This window comes from Thauera butanivorans NBRC 103042 (assembly GCF_001591165.1).
In the GTDB taxonomy this organism is placed as follows: Bacteria; Pseudomonadota; Gammaproteobacteria; order Burkholderiales; family Rhodocyclaceae; genus Thauera; species Thauera butanivorans.
On sequence record NZ_BCUG01000062.1, the window covers coordinates 1 to 15,794 of the forward strand.

At 64.8% G+C, this 15,794-nt stretch carries 21 protein-coding genes; 9 read left to right on the forward strand and 12 right to left on the reverse strand.

Annotated features, from left to right (window positions below; all coding sequences use genetic code 11):
- Window positions 1–57: 57 nt before the first annotated feature.
- Window positions 58–279, forward strand: a complete 222-nt coding sequence (locus TBU01S_RS24095; RefSeq protein ID WP_157659216.1) for a hypothetical protein — start codon at window positions 58–60, stop codon at window positions 277–279.
- Between the two features lie 222 nt (window positions 280–501).
- Here TBU01S_RS24095 and TBU01S_RS19570 read toward each other — a convergent pair whose 3' ends face one another.
- From TBU01S_RS19570 to TBU01S_RS19590, 5 genes are all read right to left on the reverse strand, one after another.
- Window positions 502–1,521, reverse strand: a complete 1,020-nt coding sequence (locus TBU01S_RS19570) for a sulfate ABC transporter substrate-binding protein (RefSeq protein ID WP_068639182.1) — start codon at window positions 1,519–1,521, stop codon at window positions 502–504.
- 144 nt (window positions 1,522–1,665) lie between these two features.
- A complete protein-coding gene (locus TBU01S_RS19575; protein ID WP_083953739.1) occupies window positions 1,666–2,574 on the reverse strand; it encodes an ATP-binding cassette domain-containing protein in 909 nt (302 codons plus the stop codon).
- 37 nt (window positions 2,575–2,611) lie between these two features.
- Window positions 2,612–3,403 carry an aliphatic sulfonate ABC transporter permease SsuC gene (gene ssuC / locus TBU01S_RS19580; RefSeq protein WP_068639183.1) on the reverse strand — a complete coding sequence of 264 codons (792 nt, stop codon included), beginning with the start codon at window positions 3,401–3,403 and terminating at the stop codon, window positions 2,612–2,614.
- A gap of 13 nt (window positions 3,404–3,416) precedes the next feature.
- Window positions 3,417–3,695, reverse strand: coding sequence for an LLM class flavin-dependent oxidoreductase (locus TBU01S_RS19585; protein WP_068639184.1), 279 nt, complete (start codon window positions 3,693–3,695; stop codon window positions 3,417–3,419).
- Window positions 3,696–3,707: 12 nt separating this feature from the next.
- Entirely contained in the window at window positions 3,708–4,664 is a 957-nt protein-coding gene (locus TBU01S_RS19590) for a sulfonate ABC transporter substrate-binding protein (RefSeq protein WP_068639185.1), read from the reverse strand.
- Window positions 4,665–5,000: 336 nt separating this feature from the next.
- Between TBU01S_RS19590 and TBU01S_RS19595 the strand changes: the two genes are divergently transcribed.
- From TBU01S_RS19595 to TBU01S_RS19610, 4 genes are all read left to right on the forward strand, one after another.
- The gene (locus tag TBU01S_RS19595; RefSeq protein WP_068639186.1) at window positions 5,001–5,549 is read left to right on the forward strand and encodes a cytochrome b; all 549 of its coding nucleotides are present in this window, start codon (window positions 5,001–5,003) and stop codon (window positions 5,547–5,549) included.
- 31 nt (window positions 5,550–5,580) lie between these two features.
- Window positions 5,581–6,138 (forward strand): YceI family protein, encoded by a 558-nt coding sequence (locus TBU01S_RS19600; RefSeq protein ID WP_068639187.1) that lies wholly within the window; start codon window positions 5,581–5,583, stop codon window positions 6,136–6,138.
- A 43-nt stretch (window positions 6,139–6,181) separates the two neighbouring features.
- Complete coding sequence (locus TBU01S_RS19605; RefSeq protein WP_068639188.1) at window positions 6,182–6,760, forward strand: YceI family protein; 579 nt, start codon at window positions 6,182–6,184, stop codon at window positions 6,758–6,760.
- A 241-nt stretch (window positions 6,761–7,001) separates the two neighbouring features.
- Entirely contained in the window at window positions 7,002–7,847 is an 846-nt protein-coding gene (locus tag TBU01S_RS19610) for an EAL domain-containing protein (protein ID WP_068639189.1), read from the forward strand.
- Window positions 7,848–7,964: 117 nt separating this feature from the next.
- Here the strand turns inward: TBU01S_RS19610 and TBU01S_RS19615 are convergent, their stop codons facing one another.
- Entirely contained in the window at window positions 7,965–8,798 is an 834-nt protein-coding gene (locus tag TBU01S_RS19615) for an EAL domain-containing protein (protein ID WP_068639190.1), read from the reverse strand.
- Window positions 8,799–9,020: 222 nt separating this feature from the next.
- Between TBU01S_RS19615 and TBU01S_RS19620 the strand changes: the two genes are divergently transcribed.
- Complete coding sequence (locus TBU01S_RS19620; RefSeq protein WP_068639191.1) at window positions 9,021–10,151, forward strand: trans-sulfuration enzyme family protein; 1,131 nt, start codon at window positions 9,021–9,023, stop codon at window positions 10,149–10,151.
- Window positions 10,152–10,229: 78 nt separating this feature from the next.
- On the opposite strand, the gene TBU01S_RS19625 is transcribed toward TBU01S_RS19620, so the two are convergent.
- From TBU01S_RS19625 to TBU01S_RS24105, 4 genes are all read right to left on the reverse strand, one after another.
- Complete coding sequence (locus TBU01S_RS19625; RefSeq protein ID WP_157659217.1) at window positions 10,230–10,712, reverse strand: T6SS amidase immunity protein Tai4 family protein; 483 nt, start codon at window positions 10,710–10,712, stop codon at window positions 10,230–10,232.
- A gap of 126 nt (window positions 10,713–10,838) precedes the next feature.
- Window positions 10,839–11,264: a T6SS amidase immunity protein Tai4 family protein gene (locus tag TBU01S_RS24100; protein WP_157659218.1), complete on the reverse strand. Its 426-nt coding sequence runs from the start codon at window positions 11,262–11,264 to the stop codon at window positions 10,839–10,841.
- Entirely contained in the window at window positions 11,246–11,725 is a 480-nt protein-coding gene (locus TBU01S_RS23305; RefSeq protein WP_083953741.1) for a type VI secretion system amidase effector protein Tae4, read from the reverse strand. The genes TBU01S_RS24100 and TBU01S_RS23305 overlap by 19 nt, the downstream gene beginning before the upstream one ends.
- A 143-nt stretch (window positions 11,726–11,868) precedes the next feature.
- Window positions 11,869–12,285 carry a hypothetical protein gene (locus TBU01S_RS24105; protein ID WP_157659219.1) on the reverse strand — a complete coding sequence of 139 codons (417 nt, stop codon included), beginning with the start codon at window positions 12,283–12,285 and terminating at the stop codon, window positions 11,869–11,871.
- 80 nt (window positions 12,286–12,365) lie between these two features.
- Here TBU01S_RS24105 and TBU01S_RS19630 point away from each other — a divergent pair, with 80 nt between their 5' ends.
- The 3 genes from TBU01S_RS19630 (at window position 12,366) to TBU01S_RS19640 (ending at window position 14,695) form a co-directional block, all read left to right on the forward strand.
- Window positions 12,366–13,169: an ABC transporter substrate-binding protein gene (locus tag TBU01S_RS19630; protein ID WP_068639193.1), complete on the forward strand. Its 804-nt coding sequence runs from the start codon at window positions 12,366–12,368 to the stop codon at window positions 13,167–13,169.
- Window positions 13,170–13,264: 95 nt separating this feature from the next.
- Window positions 13,265–13,993, forward strand: a complete 729-nt coding sequence (locus TBU01S_RS19635) for an amino acid ABC transporter permease (RefSeq protein WP_068639194.1) — start codon at window positions 13,265–13,267, stop codon at window positions 13,991–13,993.
- 15 nt (window positions 13,994–14,008) lie between these two features.
- On the forward strand, window positions 14,009–14,695 hold the full coding sequence (locus TBU01S_RS19640) for an amino acid ABC transporter permease (protein ID WP_068639195.1): 687 nt from the start codon (window positions 14,009–14,011) through the stop codon (window positions 14,693–14,695).
- On the opposite strand, the gene TBU01S_RS23310 is transcribed toward TBU01S_RS19640, so the two are convergent.
- Together TBU01S_RS23310 and TBU01S_RS19645 are read right to left on the reverse strand one after the other, a co-directional pair.
- Window positions 14,584–15,087 carry a type II toxin-antitoxin system Phd/YefM family antitoxin gene (locus tag TBU01S_RS23310; protein ID WP_369404221.1) on the reverse strand — a complete coding sequence of 168 codons (504 nt, stop codon included), beginning with the start codon at window positions 15,085–15,087 and terminating at the stop codon, window positions 14,584–14,586. The two genes, TBU01S_RS19640 and TBU01S_RS23310, sit on opposite strands and share 112 nt — an antisense overlap.
- Window positions 15,044–15,793, reverse strand: a complete 750-nt coding sequence (locus TBU01S_RS19645) for an ABC transporter permease (protein ID WP_068639196.1) — start codon at window positions 15,791–15,793, stop codon at window positions 15,044–15,046. The genes TBU01S_RS23310 and TBU01S_RS19645 overlap by 44 nt, the downstream gene beginning before the upstream one ends.
- Window position 15,794 lies beyond the last annotated feature (1 nt).

The following is a 15,794-nucleotide window of genomic DNA, read 5'->3' on the forward strand; positions in this document are numbered from 1 at the left end:
CCCTAGAGAATTTTGATTCCATTCAAGTCGCAAATATCATAGGAAGAGGGGGTATGGATGTGTAGCGATGACATCAAACAAAAAAACGAAATTGATGAATTGTTGCGAATCGGCTGGGGCTATCCAGAGCCGCAAGATTATGGATTCCAAAAAGAGATAGTTTTTTCGGTATATTATAATGGGTTTTTCTTTCTTCGCCCCATTGGTTCTTTCGATGATAAAGAATGGGGTGCGGTAGTTTTATCTCAATCGTCACTAATTCAGAAATGTTTTTCCTGAGCCTCCATTGGTATAGCTGAACTTCGCTAGCGGACCACTTCACCTGGGACGGCAACCGTCTGCTGGCCGAGCAGCGCCCCGCGCGTCATCCGCGCATGCCGGCACAGGCGCTGCACACCCTGTATCTCTACGAACCCGACAGCTTCGTGCCGCGCTCCGGGCGGGCGACGAGGACTGGGCTGAGCACGTGCGTACGCGTAAGCTCCGGCCCTGTCGCGGTGTTCAGCGCCTCTCGATGATCTGGTCGTAGATGCCGCCGTCGGCGAAGTGCGTTTTCTGCACTGCCGGCCAGCCGCCGAGTTTTTCATCCACGGTGAAGGTGCGGATCGGCGGGAACTTGTCCGCGTTCTGCGCCAGCACGGCGGCGTCGCGCGGGCGGAAGTTGTGCTTGGCGATGATCGCCTGCCCTTCGGGCGAGAACAGGAACTCCAGGTAGGCTTCGGCGGCCTTTGCCGTGCCGCGCTTTTCGGTCACCGACTTCACCACCGCCACCGGTGCCGAGGCGTCGATCGAGATCGACGGATAGACCACGTCGAACTTGTTGTCGCCGAGTTCGCGGGCGATCAGGATGGCCTCGTTCTCGAAGGTCACCAGCACGTCGCCGACGTCGCGCTGGGTGAAGGTGGTGGTGGCGCCGCGGCCGCCGCCGTCGAGCACCGGCACGTTGGCGAACAGCTTGCCGACGAATTCACGTGCGCCGGCCTCGCTGCCGGTCTTGTCGAGCGCGTAGCCCCAGGCTGCCAGGTAGGTGTAGCGGCCGTTGCCCGAGGTCTTGGGGTTGGGCACGATCACCTGCAGGCCGTCGCGGGCGAGGTCGTCCCAGTCCTTGATGTTCTTCGGATTGCCCTTGCGCACCAGGAAGACCGAGGTGGTGGTGTAGGGCGTGGCTTCGTGCGGCAGGCGCTGGCGCCAGTCGGCCGCGACCAGGCCGCCGCGCTCGACCAGGATGTCGATGTCCGGCGACTGGTTCATCGTCACCACGTCGGCATCGAGGCCGGCGGCGACCGACAGCGCCTGCTTGCTCGAGCCGCCGTGCGACTGGTTGACGCTGACGGGCTCGCCGCCCTGGGCCTTCCAGTGCGCGGAAAATGCGGGGTTGATGTCCTTGTACAGCTCGCGCGAGACGTCGTAGGACACGTTGAGCAGCGTGATGTCTGCGAGCGCGGCGGATGCCGACACCGACAGGACGAGTGCGGCCAGGATGCCGCGGACGGCGTTCGGTTGGCGAGAGGAAGTATTCACTGAGGGCTCCGGAGACTGGTGATGTGCGGGCGAGTCTAGGGATGGCGCACCTACAGCGGAAATAATGAAAGTAGCGTTGCTTATTCGATTTTCTGCTATCGGGCATCTACTCCCGGGATTGCCCCCCGGCCCGGCGCGGCCGGCTCAGGCTGCCCAGCGCCATTGGATGAAAGGGGCAGCGGCGGGAGCAGGGGGCGGCGTCTCCTCCTGCGGCGGATGTTGCAATATCCGCCGCAGCACCCGGTCTTCCAGTACGGTGAAGCCGGCGCTGGTCCGGTCGCGCGGGCGTTCGAGCGCAATCCGCAGGTCGAGCGCGGTGCTGCCGTCTTCGATCAGCAGCACGCGGTCGGCCAGCGCGATGGCTTCGGAGACGTCGTGCGTGACGAGCAGCGCGGTGAAGCCTTGTTCGCGCCACAGCCGTTCGATCAGCGCGTGCATCTCGATGCGGGTGAGGGCGTCGAGTGCGCCCAGCGGCTCGTCGAGCAGTAGCAGGCGGGGCTTGTGCACCAGTGCGCGCGCCAGGGCGACGCGCTGGCGCTGGCCGCCCGACAGGCGTGCCGGCCACTCGTCGGCGCGGTCGGCGAGGCCGACGTCGGCCAGCGCGGCGAGTGCCGCTTCGCGTCGTTTCCGTGCCGAGCCGGGCAGGCCGAGGGCGACGTTGTCGGCCACGCTCTTCCACGGCAGCAGGCGCGCGTCCTGGAACATCAGGCGCAGTTCGTCGTGGGTGTCGCGCAGCGCCTGGCCGTCCAGCGCGATGCTGCCTTCGCTTGGCGTCTCGAGCCCGGCGAGCAGGCGCAGCAGCGTGCTCTTGCCGCAGCCGCTGCGGCCGACGATGGCGATGAATTCGCCGGCGGCGATGCCCAGGTCGATCGATGACAGCACCGTGCGCGCGCCATAGGCCTTGCCCAGCCCGCGCAGCGCGATGGGCACGCCGCTGTCGCGTGGCGGGCCGGAATCCGGCGCAGTGCGGCTCGGCTCGGCGGGCGGCACGGGTTGGCCGAGCGCGACCTGTTCGCCGATTTCGGCGAGTTCCTTCAGGTTGATGAAGCCCATCGGCTGTTCTCCGGGTCGTGAGGATGTGAAGCGCTGTCTAGGCGCCGGCATAGGCGTTGTTCCAGCGCAGCAGGCGGCGTTCGAGCAGCCGGGCGGCGACGTCGGCCAGCTTGCCGAGTACCGCGTACAGCAGGATCGCCAGCACGACGACGTCGGTCTGCAGGAATTCGCGCGCGTTCATCGCCATGTAGCCGATGCCGGAACTGGCGGCGATGGTTTCGGCGACGATCAGCGTCAGCCACATGAAGCCCAGCGAGTAGCGCACGCCGACCAGGATGTTGGGCAGCGCGCCGGGCAGGATCACGTGGCGGAACAGCGCCCAGCCCGACAGGCCGTAGGAGCGGCCCATCTCCACCAGCGCGGCGTCGACCGAGCGGATGCCGTGGAAGGTGTTCAGATACACCGGGAAGAACACGCCGAGCGCGACGAGGAAGAGCTTGCCGCCCTCGTCGATGCCGAACCACAGGATCACCAGCGGGATCAGCGCCAGGTGGGGCACGTTGCGCACCATCTGCAGCGTGGTGTCGAACAGGTTCTCCGCGACGCGCCAGCAGCCGTTGATCAGGCCGAAGAAAAAGCCGATGCCGCTGCCGATGGCGAAGCCGATCGCGGCGCGGGCGAAGCTGGCCTGCAGATGGGTCAGCAGTTCGCCCGAGCTTGCCAGCGCCCACAGCGCGGCCAGCACGGCGGAAGGGGCCGGCAGGATGCGTGTCGACAGCCAGCCAGTCTGGGCGGCGATCTGCCAGCTGGCGAGGATCGCGGCCGGCACCAGCCAGGGGCCGATGCGGCCCGGCCAGCCGGCGCGCGAGGTGTCGTTCGAATGTGCCATGGATGTGCTCCCTTCAGCTCAGTTCTTCCGCCGCCTGCCAGGCCGCGGCCTCGGTTTCGCGCGGGATCACGTGCAGGCGCATGCCTAAGCGCACCTGGCGGCCCTCCTTCCCGGCGCGCCGCCGCACGTCGGCGAACTTGCGTGCCACTTCCGACGGCGGTTCGCCCCAGGACAGGTAAAGCTTGACGTGCCTGGCCGCGATGTCGTGCGCCCGGTTCGACGAGCCGAGATAGCGCCCGTCGCCGTGGGTGGGGAGGAACCAGAAGATGTCGAGTGGCTTGCGTATGCTCATGACGGGTTTCCTTTAGTGCGCGGGGCGCCACACGACCGAAGCCACGTCGAGCTTCTTCGGGATCAGCTTCAGTTCGGCCAGGGTGTCGGCCATCCGCTGCTGGTGGCGGATCACCTCGTCGCTCAGCGGCTTCACGCCGTAGCCGTAGCGCGATATCGAGACTTCGGCGATCTCGACCGGCAGGCCGATCTGAGGCGCGACGATGGCGGCGGCTTCCTTCTGGTTCCGGCCGACCCACTCGCCGGTCTCGTTGATGGCTTCGAGCGCCGAAGCGAGCACCTGGGGATGCTTCTGCGCGAAGGGCCGCGCGGCGATGTAGAAGTTGTAGTTGTTGGCGATGCCGGTACCGTCGGCCAGGATGCGGGCGTCGACCTGCGCTTCGGCAGCTGCGCCGAACGGGTCCCAGATCACCCAGGCGTCGAGCGAGCCGCGCTCGAAGGCGGCGCGGGCGTCGGCCGGCGGCAGGTAGGCGACTTCGACGTCGCTGTATTTCAGATTGGCCGACTCCAGTGCCCTGACCAGCAGGTAATGCACGTTGGAGCCCCGGTTCAATACCACGCGCTTGCCCTTGAGATCGGCCAGTGTCCTGATCGGCGAATCCTTCGGTACCAGGATCTTCTCGGCCCGCGGCGCCGGCGGCTCGTTGCCGAAATACACCAGGTCGGCGCCGGCCGCCTGCGCGAACACCGGCGGCGTCTCGCCGACCACGCCGATGTCGATGCTGCCGACGTTCAAGCCTTCGAGCATCTGCGGCCCGGCGGGGAATTCGGTCCACGTCACCTTGACGCCTTCGGCTTTCAGGCGTGCTTCGAGATTGCCGCGCGCCTTCACGATCGACAGCGTGGAGCCTTTCTGCCAGCCGATGCGGATCGCCGGCGAATCGGCAAGGGCGAGGGGGGATGACAGCGACAAGGGGAGGGAGGCGGCGGCGAGCAGCCCCTTCAGCGCGGAACGACGAGTGACGATCATGGTCGGATGCCTCGGAATGGAAACAGGATGAGAGGACGGAAAAGCCGGCATTCGCCGCCGGCCGGTGGCGCAATGAGGCCACGTCGACGTCCGGTCGCGAACGAAGAAAATCCGCGCTGTTTATTCGGGGCAAGCTGGATTGCTTAGCGGAATTCGAGCTTTGCCGGTGCTGAAAGGGACGGAGCGCTGCTTGAGGCGCGCGCGTTGGGGAATTGTTCCGTTTTCAGCAACGATCATTCTTTGGAATCCGTCTTTTTTATTGGCGAAGATATCAATAAAGTCGGGTTTCCGCTGCCGCCTGGACCCTGGGTCCAGGCAAGCCACAGGAATCGAGCCATGAGCACACCGACGAACACACGCTACACCGCCACTGCCCAAGCCCTGCACTGGGGCATTGCCGTGCTGATCTTCGGCATGCTCGGCGTCGGCTTCTACATGACCGGCCTGCCGCTGTCGCCCACCAAGCTGCAGATCTATTCGTGGCACAAGTGGGCGGGCGTCACCATCTTCCTGCTGGTGCTGTTCCGCCTGGCCTGGCGTATCGGCCATCGCCCGCCGGAACTGCCGCAGCACATGGGCGCGATCGAACGTTTCGCCGCGCATGCCGGTCATCTTCTGCTATACGTGCTGATGTTCGCGATTCCGCTGTCCGGCTGGCTGATGAGTTCGGCCAAGGGCATCCAGACGGTATGGTTCGGCGTGCTGCCGCTGCCCGATCTGCTGGACAAGGACAAGGCGCTGGGCGACCTACTGCAGACCGTGCATCTGAGCCTGAACCTGATCCTGATCGCCGTGCTGCTCGGCCACATCGGAGCAGCGCTGAAACACCATTTCTTCGACAAGGACGACGTACTGACGCGCATGCTGCCGCGCCACCGTTCGTGAATTCCACCCCGACTTCAGAGGATTGCCCATCATGAAACGTTTTGCACTCGCACTGTTCTCGACGCTCGCCTTCGCCTCCGCCGCCCATGCGGCCGAATACGGCAAGGTGCTGGCCGAGCAGAGCCGGATCGGCTTCGGCTACCAGCAGATGGGGGTGTCGATGGACGGCAGCTTCAAGCAGTTCGACGGCCAGCTCCGCTTCGACCCCGCCGCACCGGAAGCGGCCTCGGCCGTCGTCGAAGTCGAACTCGCCAGCATCGACACCGGTAGCGACGAAGGCGACGAGGAAGTCGCAGCCAAGACCTGGTTCAATACCGCGGCCTTCCCCAAGGCACGTTTCGAATCCACCGGCGTCAAGGCGCTCGGCGGCAACAACTACGAAGTGGCGGGCAAGCTGACGATCAAGGGCACGACCCGCGACGTCGTCGTCCCCGCGACCTTCACCGAGCAGGGCGGTACCGGCGTGTTCGACGGTACGCTGACGATCAAGCGCGGCGACTTCTCGGTGGGTGAAGGCGCCTGGAAAGCCTTCGACATCGTTGCCAATGATGTCAGCATCAACTTCCGCATCGCTGCTGCCGCACAATGAGTTGCATGAGTTCCTGTACTTTCCAACCGAGGAGAACCAATCCATGAAGCATATCACCAAGCTCGCCGCCGTCCTGGCCGTTTCCGCCGCTGCCGCCATCCCGGTGCTGGCCGCGCCGCAGACCTACACCATCGACAGCACGCATACTTTCCCGAGCTTTTCGTACAGCCACTTCGGCATGTCGACCCAGATCTCGAAGTTCGACAAGACCACCGGCACCGTCACGCTGGACAAGGAAGCGAAGACCGGCGCGGTCGACATCACCATCGACATGAAGTCGGTCAACACCGGCTACGAAACCTTCGACGAGCACATCCAGGAGGCGGATTTCTTCGATACCGCCAACTACCCGACCGCCACCTTCAAGTCGACCAAGGTCAACTTCGAAGGCGACAAGCCGGTGAGCATCGAAGGCGATCTGACGATCAAGGGCGTGACCAAGCCGGTTACGCTGCAGGTGACGCATTTCGCCAACATGCCGCACCCGATGATGAAGAAGGACGCGATCGGCGCCAACGCCACCACGGTGGTCAAGCGCAGCGAATTCAACGCCGGCAAGTACGCACCCAACGTCGGCGACGAAGTGACGATCAGCATCAGCCTCGAAGCCATCCAGAACTGAGTTTCGTGTTGCGGGCGCCTCTACGACGAGGCGTCCGTGTGCCGTGACGGCGCTACGGCCGCAGGCCATGCCGGCATTGCGCCGCATGCATGGCGCCAATGGGCCGATTGCCTGCACATCCCGCCTTAATCGCAGGCGATGGATTTCTAAGCCGTTTTTCTTCGTTCGTTTTCCGCCGCGGATGCGCGAGCATCCGGCCTCGTACCGCTTCTTCAAGCTGGCAGAGGACGGAGGAAGGCACATGAACGACCACAGGCTGTTGCAGAGCCCGCTCGCCGAGCGGGCCCGCGCTTTCCTCGACCAGCTGCCGCTCGAACGCGAGGGCGGCAAGCAGTTGCGCCGCCTGCCGGAAGGCGGCGTGGTCGGCGACTGGTTCGGCTGCCAACTGTCGAGCGTGTTCCAGCCGATCGTGCCGCCGTCGGCGGACGGCATCTTCGGCCATGAGGCCTACCTGCGCATCCTCGGCAGCGGCGAGCGCGCGCTGTCGCCGTGGACGCTGTTCTCGGCCAATGCCGACGACGGCCGCCTGGTCGCGCTCGACCGCCTGGCGCGCACCGTCCATGCGCTGAATTTCCTGTCCTCGGTCGAAGGCGACGGCCTGCTCTTCCTCAACGTGCATGGCCGCCTGCTGGCGGCGGTCGGCGGCGATCACGGCGCGGCTTTCCGCAAGGTGCTCGACGCCCTCGGCCTGCCGCCCGAGCGCGTCGTCATCGAAACCCCGCTCGAAGCCAGCAGCCAGCCCGAACTGCTGGGCTTCGTGCTGCGCAATTACCGCAGCAACGGCTTCCAGGTGGCGATCAACGTCGATTCGCCGGCGCAGTGGCAGTCGCTCGCCAGCCGGGTGCCGGCCCAGTTCGTCAAGATCGACAATGCCCACCTGTTTTTCGCCGACGACTGGCGCAAGCGCCTGGACTGGCTGGCGGGCCTGCGCGAAGGCGCGACCATCATCATCACCCGGCTCGAGCACAGGCTCGAAGGCGATCTGCCCGACGGCCTGCTGCTGCAGGGCTACGCCTACGGCCTGCCGGCGCAGCGCGCGGCGATCACGCGCGCCGAGCGCTACGTGCTGGAACGCTTCGCGCGCTGAAGCGCCTCGCGCCACAGCGTGGTGTCGAGCCTGGATGGCGAGGCTCAACCCCCGTCCGGGGCGGTGGCCGGACGCGAAAGCGCTGCCGCTGAAGCCGCGCAGTTCGCCTGCCGCCACTCAGGCCGCGACCGGGACGCGGCGCGGCCTGGCGATCGGCCTGCAATCCAGCGCCGGCCGCCCGATCAGGAAGCCCTGCAGCCAATCGACACCGAGTTCCTTCGCGTGCTGGAGCTGTTCGGCGTTCTCGATGTGCTGGCCGACGACCTGCATGCCGCGGCGGCGGATTTCGGCGACCAGCGCTGCCGCGATGTGTGCGGCCGGCGCGGGGGGGCGGGACAGGCTGCGGTCGAGCTTGACGATGTCGGGCGCGAGCGCTTCGAGCCGGCCGAGTTCGGACGAATGGCGGCCGAAGTTGTCCAGCGCGATGCGATAACCCCGTTCCTGGTATTCGGCGATGGCGGCGGCCAGCGGCGCCGGCTCGGAGAGGCCGTCGTCGGCCAGTTTGAGCACCACCCGGTCGGGCGTCAGTCCGCAGCGCGACAATACGCTCTCGAATACCTGCCCGTGCCGGTCGGGCACCGCGCGGACGAGCCGCGGGTGGACGTTGAGCGCCAGGATGCCGCCGGCCTGCCCGCGCTGCAGCAGGAAGTTCAGCGCGTGGAGGGTGCGCACCAGGCGGTCGAGCCGCACCAGTGCCTCGTCGGTGCGCGCATCGAGGAAGACCGCCTGCGCGGGCAGTGCCCGTCCGCTGCCCCAGGCCTGCAGATGGGCTTCATGGCCGAGCACCCGGCCGCCGCGTTCCGCCAGCGGCTGGAACAGGCTGCCGAGGATGTGGCCGGCGAAGCGGGCATATACGCGCTGGCCATCGAATTCGAGGGTGTCCTCCTCGGTGCCGGCGCGGGCGAATTGCCTGCGCTTGTTGAAGTAATGCACCAGTTCGGTCAGGGGCACGGCGGTCTCCAGGGCTTGCGGGGGGCGGAATTCGGACGATCAGGGCCGTCACCTTAGCGGCAGGAAAGGGATCGGCAAACCAAGATTTCATGCGATCGTTATGCATGGACGCCGCCTCCGGCGCGGCGGGCGCGCTTGGCTTGCGCCGGGCGACGCGCTAGCCTGTCGCGCCTGCGCTTGCGCAATCTGGCCGCGCCGCGGCGATACCGACAGGAACCCGACATGAGCTCACTCGAAACCCTCACCGTGCATGGCCTCGGCCGTGTCGCCGAGCCCTACCGCGACATCGTGCCGCCCATCCATCTCGCCAGCACGTTCGAGCGCGCGGCCGACGGCAGCTATCCGGGCGGGCGGCTGTATGCGCGCGACGGCAGCCCGGCCTACATCGAGGCGGAAGAGGTGCTGCGCCAGCTCGAAGGCGGCGCGCAGGCGCTGCTGTTCGCCTCCGGCCATGCCGCGGCGACGGCGGTGCTGCAGGCGCTGGATGCGGGCGACCGCGTCGTCGCGCCGCGCTCGATGTACTGGGCGCTGCGCAAGTGGCTGCTGGACCTGGCCGGGCACGGCCACATCCAGCTCGCGTTCTACGACAACACCGACATCGACGGCCTGCGCGCGCAGCTCGCCGCGGCGCCGACCCGCCTGCTGTGGATCGAGACGCCCGCCAACCCGACCTGGGAAGTCACCGACATCCGCGCTGCGGCCGCGCTCGCCCGTGAGCAGGGAGCGATGACCGTGGTCGATTCCACCGTGGCGACGCCGGTGCTGTGCCAGCCGCTGGCGCTCGGTGCCGACATCGTCATGCATTCGGCCACCAAGTACCTCAACGGCCATTCGGACGTGGTGGCCGGGGCGCTCGTCACGCGCGAGGATTCGCCGCTGTGGCAGCGCATCCGGGTCATGCGCAACCTCGGCGGCGGCATCCTCGGGCCGTTCGAGGCCTGGCTGCTGCTGCGCGGCATGCGCACCCTGCACCTGCGCGTGCGCGCCGCCTGCGCCAATGCGCTGCGGCTCGCCACCGAACTCGAAACCCATCCCGCCATCGCGCAGGTGCTGTACCCCGGCCTGCCCTCGCATCCGGACCATGCGGTCGTCGCGGCGCAGATGCGCGGCGGTTTCGGCGGCATGCTGTCGATCCGCCTGAAGGACGGCGAGGCCAAGGCCCGCGACGTGGCCGCGCGCGTGCAGGTGTTCAAGCGCGCGACCTCGCTCGGCTCGGTGGAAAGCCTCATCGAGCACCGCGCCAGCGTCGAAGGGGAAGGCAGCCGCTGCCCGCCGGATCTGTTGCGGCTGTCGGTGGGCATCGAGCCGGCGGACGATCTGCTGGCCGACCTGGTGCAGGCGCTGGCGGGCTGAAGGCACCGCAGCTCATTGATAGCGCTTCTTGCTCGCCGGATATCCGGCGTGCGCCGCGCGATTGGTGCTGCCTGGACGTCAGGGACGGTTATTCGTTGCCGGCGAGACCGGCGAGCCGGCTGCCTCTTCGGCTTGCGCACGCAGTCTTGTTTCCAGTTCCGTCTGGTAGCGCCGTACGATGTCCTGCAGTTCGGCGCTGTACATGAGATCCACGCATTTCATGACGGTCAGCTCCGTATCGGCGTGCTTGCCGAGATAGCTTTTCTGCAGATACCGCTGCGCCAGTTGCTGCGCTTCGCAGTAGGCCTCCGCATCGTATGCCCCAAGTTCGACATAGCCCCCGGCTGCGGCCAGCGCTTCGCGCTCAATTGGCTGTCGGGGAAAGCCTTGTGCCAGGCAGGTGCTCAAGGCGTAATTCACGAGATGCTGCGCCGGCGTATAGGAAGAGGATCTCGCGTGGACGGATGTATCCGTCTGCGCCGACGGCGCTTGCGCCTGGCCATGGGCAGGAATGGCCGTAAACATTGCGGCCATGAGGAATATGTTCAGTCCAGAAGCCATGGATACGCCTCTTGGAGTACCAACGGTGCAGTTGTGCATGACGAGACGGGATTAAGCTCGTCACGGAGATTTTCCCAACTCCCGGCTTCCGTAATCAATGTTACTCCAGCCTTGATCGCCATGTGCTTAGTTGCATCTTAATCTGTATTCTTCTGTGTCAAGCCATGAATCAGGTGATTTGCAGGGGTCATGTTTTTCATAGATGGCACGAACATCTGCGGAGTTACTGAGATCAATGCACTTCATCAGAATATTTTGGGTTTCATCTTTGCTGCGATAGTCCTTGTCCAGCCAGTTTCTTACTGTGGCGCGTAAATCATCGTATGCATCAGGGGATATGTTCGAGAACTCTCTGTAGCCATTGATTGCCTGGCTGAATTGATCGGTAAAATAGCCGGATTTTTCTTTGTAACCCATCCCCAGACACATCGACAGAGATGTGTTCTCAAACAGCGTTATTTCTTTGGCGTTCTTGAATGCATGCTCTCCGGTGCTGTGAGCTGTCGTCCAGAAAACAAGGGCTGTTGCTCCAATCAGTTTTCTAATATCCATACGTGCACCCTTTTCGCCTCTGAAAAATAGCATTGATCGGAGCAGTTGACGCCATTCCAAATGGTGGCATGGCCACTTGAATCGACCCACTGGCTAACCTCAAAAACCACGATTCCTTTGTGTTTTGCCAGTTTCGATGCCGTCGGGTCGTCAATAACATAATCGGGTTCGCCAAATTTTCTCTTCAAATATTGAATGAGTGTCGAAACCCTGAAAATATACCAATTTCCATTTTCTCCGGATACTGTCTGGCCTGCAATGGAGGGAATTCTGTATCCTGTTTTATTCAATACATAACTCAATCTAATCGCGCAGGCGTTCTCGAATCGACCTTCTTCTTTGGTAAGCTTGTTAATGTTGTAATCGACTTTTCCGCCGATGAAAGATCCAACTTCGGATACCGATTTATTGACGTCGCTAAATGCGTAGAATGCCTGAGATAGTGTTGGCCTATTCCCCATGTCGTCCTCTTTGAATCAAGTTTTCCGCATGGCGGAAAGCTTCGACCGGTGGCCGCGAGCGTAGCGAATCAGGCTGGCTCCAGGCGTCCCGTCGAATCAGGCTTCGGGATCGTCGGATATAGTGATACCCGCTGCTCCGGCTGTTATTGACCATCGATAACAAGCGGTTGGTCGGGGAGCGAAGGAATCGTGCCGGCCGCCGACACGGCGGCTTGAGCGTCGCTGCTTCGCGTGGAAGTGACTAGATCGACCATCCCGTTGTGCTTTTGTGCTGAAACCGGGGAGAATAATCCGCGAGCATGATGAATGCAAGTTGGAAGATTCTTGGAAAACCGATGCGCGCGAGGCTTCGTGGCATGCTGACACAAATTTTTAGTCGGCCATGAAGTATTCAGTTTTTCGCAGCTCTCCGCCTGCTCTCGATAGACGTGCCACTTACCGTCGGCTCCTGACGAGCTTGTCCAGCTTCCATTGACGGCCTGCTGGCCGACCTGATGCAGGCGCTGGCGGGCTGAAGGCGCCGGCACGCATATCGATATCACTTCTTGTTCGTTGGACATCCGCGGCGCGGCGCTTAATCTCGCCTCGCTCGCCGGCGCCTGCCGGCGTCATGTTCCGCAATGCAAATGGAGTTCCCGACATGAAGAAACTGCGCCTGGCGACCCTGGTCGCCCTGTCCCTGCTGTCCGGCCTCGCCCAGGCCGACCGTCTGGACGACATCAAGAAGAACGGCGTGCTGCGCGTGGCTGCTTTCGACAGCAATCCGCCGTTCGGCTTCATCGATCCGCAGACCCGCCAGATCGCCGGCCTGGACGTCGATTACGCCAGGGAGCTGGCGGACCGGCTCGGCGTGAAGCTCGAACTGGTGCCGACCAACCCGGCCAATCGCATTCCGCTGCTGGCCGCCAACAAGGTCGACATCGTGCTGGCCAACTTCACCATTACCGAAGAGCGTGCCAAGCAGGTCAATTTCAGTATTCCCTATTTCGCCTCGGGCCAGCAGTTCATCGTCCGCAAGGGCACGCTGGCTTCGCCGGACCAACTCGGCAAGCTGCGCATCGGCGTGGACAAGGGCACGACCAACGAAATCGTGCTGCGCGAGAAATACCCGACCGCCACGCTGGTCGCCTACGACGACACCCCGTTCGCCTTCACTGCGCTGCGCAACGGCAACGTCCAGGCGATCACGCAGGACGGGCCGAAGCTGGTCGGCCTGCTCGCCAACGTGCCGGACAGGGAAAAGTACGAGATTCCGCCTTTCTCGATCTCCGACGACCTGATCGGCGCCGGCCTGCCCAAGGGCGAAACGCGCCTGACCGAGTTCGTCAATAATTCGCTGCGCGAACTGGAAGCCAGCGGCCGGGCGCAGGCGATCTACGACACCTGGTTCGGTCCCGACTCCAGGACGCCGCTGGCCCGCATCTTCCGTATCGGTGACAAGTAAGCTGCCGCCGCTTCTTCTGCTTCCGCCCCCGCCCGCCTCGCTGGCCGGCGGGGGCGTTTCCATTGCCGGTTTCCGCCACGCCATGCCTGCCGACCATGCTCGATGAACTGCTCGCACCGAAATACCTGGGCTGGCTGATCGGGGGCTTCGGCGTCACGCTGCTGCTGTCGGCGCTGGTGTCGGTCGCCGCCAGCGTGCTCGGCCTTGGCCTGTGCCTCGCCCGCGTCGCGCATTCGCCGCTGTGGTCGTGGCCGGCGCGCGCCTGGCTGTCGGTGTTCCGCAACACGCCGCTGCTGGTGCAGTTGTTCTTCTGGTACTTCGGCGCCAGTGCGCTGATGCCGGAAAACCTGCTGATCTGGCTGAACACGCCGCATGAGTGGGACCTCAAGCTGTTCGGCGTGCGCTGGCCGTCGTTCGAATACCTCGCCGGCTTCTTCGGCCTGACGCTGTATACCGCAGCCTTCATCGCCGAGGAATTCCGTTCCGGCGTGCGCGGCGTACCCGCCGGTCAGGTCGCCGCCGCGCAGGCGCTGGGCTTCACGCCGCTGCAGGTGTGGCTGAACGTGGTGATGCCGCAGGCCTTCCGCATCTCGCTGCCGCCGCTGCTCGGCCAGTATATGAACGCGGTCAAGAATTCCTCGCTGACGATGGCGATCGGGCTGGCCGAGCTGTCCTATGCGTCGCGCCAGGTCGAGACCGAGACCTTCAAGACCTTCCAGGCCTTCGGCATCGCCACCACGCTGTACATCGCCACCATCATCGTCATCGAACTCGCCGGGCAGTGGCTGCAGCGCAGGAAGCCGGCGCCCGGCGCGAGTCACTGAGAGCGGTTCCGAACCATGGACTTCAGCGTCATCGCCAACAACTTCGGCTATTTCATGCTGGGCGCCTGGCCCAACGGGCCGCTCGGCGGCGCCGCGCTGACGCTGGTGCTGAGCGTGGTGTCGGCAATCGCTTCGGGGGTGCTCGGGCTGGTGTTCGGCATCGCGCTGGCAATGACGCGCGGCGCCGCGCACAGCGTGCTGCTGCTGGGGCTGGGCTTCTTCCGCGCCATTCCGGTGATCATGCTGATCTTCTGGACCTATTTCCTGCTGCCGATCCTGTTCGGCATCGACGTGCCGGGTACCGGCACCGTGGTGGTGGCGCTGTCGCTGATCGGCGGCAGCTACCTGGCGCATTCGGTCCATGCCGGCATCGCCAGCCTGCCGCCGGGGCAGTGGCAGGCCGCCGCCGCGCTGGGCCTGAGCCGCGGACAGGCGCTGCGCCTGGTGATCCTGCCGCAGGCGCTGCCGATCATGGTGCCGTCCTTCATCAACCAGTGGGTGGCGCTGGTCAAGGACACCTCGCTCGCCTATGTCATCGGCGTCGGCGAGCTGTCCTTCGTCGCCACCCAGGTCAGCAACCGCGAAATGGTCTATCCGACCGAGATCTTCCTGTTCGTGGCGCTGGTGTATTTCATCTTCTGCTCCACGCTCGAACTGTGCGCCAACCGCGTGGCCAGGCGCTTCGGAACGGTGGAGGGCTGAGCGGCTGCGCCATCCCGTGCTTCGTGCACGATATCCGCTGCCGGGCGGGTCTGTAGAGGCTGGGATTGCAAGAAGGCGCGCAGCTCATTGATGATCGACGCAGTCTCTCGCATCGGGCGTGCGCGCTCGGGAATGATCCGGGCAACAGGCTGGCCACGGCGCGTGATGACGATTTCCTCGCCCGCGATGACTTGGTCGACGACGGCGGAGAAATGCGATTTCGTTTCGGCAAGCGTAAGAGTTCGCATGGCCTCGTCCTCGTGACTGATTGACCGGGAGAAGGATAGCAGACGCATGAGGGGCCTGCGATCGTCTCGGCGATGGCGGGCTGGATACTTGTGCAGCGGCTCAGCCCTTGTGCAGCCAGTGCTGGTAGAGCCAGCGCGCGCCATAGTCGAGCAGGAAGCCGAGCGCGCCGATGACGAGGATCGCCGCCATCAGCTCGGGGTAGGCGAGGCGGTCGCGGGCGTCGAGGATGAAGTAGCCGAGCCCGGCCGATACGCCGAGCATCTCTGCCGGCACGAGGATGATCCAGATGATGCCGATCGCCAGCCGCACGCCGCTCAGGATGTGGGCGACGATGCCGGGCAGCACGACGCGGAAAAGGGTTTCGGCGCGTGTCGCCGACAGGCTGCGCGCCAGCATCAGCCAGTTGCGGTCGAGCTGGGCGACGCCGGCCGCGGTGTTGAGCAGGATCGGCCACACTGCGGCGAAGGCGAGCAGGAAATACACCGGCGCGTCGCCCACGCCCAGGACCATGACCGCAATCGGCATCCACGACAGCGGCGAGATCATGCGCAGGAACTGGAACAGCGGCGTCGTCGCCTGCGCGAACACGCGAGACACCCCGGTCAGGACGCCCGCCGGCACGCCGATCGCCAGCGCCGCGGCGAGGCCGACGGCCACCCGCTGCAGGCTGACGCCGATGTGTTCCCACATCACCGGATCGATGGCCAGCCGCGACAGCGCGCGGAAGGCCTCGGCGGGTGCGAAGTTGGCCAGGATCGGCGTCTCGTTCGCCAGCAGCAGCGTGGCTGCCGCCCACAGCGCGGCGGCCAGCGCGAGGCCGAGCAGGGGCAGGATCAGCGTGGCGGGCATG

Excerpts from the sequence above, each read along its gene's own strand:
- TBU01S_RS24105 (WP_157659219.1), bottom strand. The coding sequence starts at position 12,285 with ATGTCCAACGAACAAGAAGTGATATCGATATGCGTGCCGGCGCCTTCA.
- TBU01S_RS24100 (WP_157659218.1), bottom strand. The coding sequence starts at position 11,264 with ATGGATATTAGAAAACTGATTGGAGCAACAGCCCTTGTTTTCTGGACG.
- TBU01S_RS19645 (WP_068639196.1), bottom strand. The coding sequence starts at position 15,793 with ATGCCCGCCACGCTGATCCTGCCCCTGCTCGGCCTCGCGCTGGCCGCC.
- TBU01S_RS19640 (WP_068639195.1), top strand. The coding sequence starts at position 14,009 with ATGGACTTCAGCGTCATCGCCAACAACTTCGGCTATTTCATGCTGGGC.
- TBU01S_RS19575 (WP_083953739.1), bottom strand. The coding sequence starts at position 2,574 with ATGGGCTTCATCAACCTGAAGGAACTCGCCGAAATCGGCGAACAGGTC.
- TBU01S_RS19630 (WP_068639193.1), top strand. The coding sequence starts at position 12,366 with ATGAAGAAACTGCGCCTGGCGACCCTGGTCGCCCTGTCCCTGCTGTCC.
- ssuC (WP_068639183.1), bottom strand. The coding sequence starts at position 3,403 with ATGGCACATTCGAACGACACCTCGCGCGCCGGCTGGCCGGGCCGCATC.
- TBU01S_RS19635 (WP_068639194.1), top strand. The coding sequence starts at position 13,265 with ATGCTCGATGAACTGCTCGCACCGAAATACCTGGGCTGGCTGATCGGG.
- TBU01S_RS19585 (WP_068639184.1), bottom strand. The coding sequence starts at position 3,695 with ATGAGCATACGCAAGCCACTCGACATCTTCTGGTTCCTCCCCACCCAC.
- TBU01S_RS19625 (WP_157659217.1), bottom strand. The coding sequence starts at position 10,712 with ATGGCTTCTGGACTGAACATATTCCTCATGGCCGCAATGTTTACGGCC.
- TBU01S_RS19620 (WP_068639191.1), top strand. The coding sequence starts at position 9,021 with ATGAGCTCACTCGAAACCCTCACCGTGCATGGCCTCGGCCGTGTCGCC.
- TBU01S_RS19605 (WP_068639188.1), top strand. The coding sequence starts at position 6,182 with ATGAAGCATATCACCAAGCTCGCCGCCGTCCTGGCCGTTTCCGCCGCT.
- TBU01S_RS19600 (WP_068639187.1), top strand. The coding sequence starts at position 5,581 with ATGAAACGTTTTGCACTCGCACTGTTCTCGACGCTCGCCTTCGCCTCC.
- TBU01S_RS23310 (WP_369404221.1), bottom strand. The coding sequence starts at position 15,087 with ATGGCGCGCGCTGGCTCTACCAGCACTGGCTGCACAAGGGCTGAGCCG.
- TBU01S_RS24095 (WP_157659216.1), top strand. The coding sequence starts at position 58 with ATGTGTAGCGATGACATCAAACAAAAAAACGAAATTGATGAATTGTTG.
- TBU01S_RS19595 (WP_068639186.1), top strand. The coding sequence starts at position 5,001 with ATGAGCACACCGACGAACACACGCTACACCGCCACTGCCCAAGCCCTG.
- TBU01S_RS23305 (WP_083953741.1), bottom strand. The coding sequence starts at position 11,725 with ATGGGGAATAGGCCAACACTATCTCAGGCATTCTACGCATTTAGCGAC.
- TBU01S_RS19610 (WP_068639189.1), top strand. The coding sequence starts at position 7,002 with ATGAACGACCACAGGCTGTTGCAGAGCCCGCTCGCCGAGCGGGCCCGC.
- TBU01S_RS19590 (WP_068639185.1), bottom strand. The coding sequence starts at position 4,664 with ATGATCGTCACTCGTCGTTCCGCGCTGAAGGGGCTGCTCGCCGCCGCC.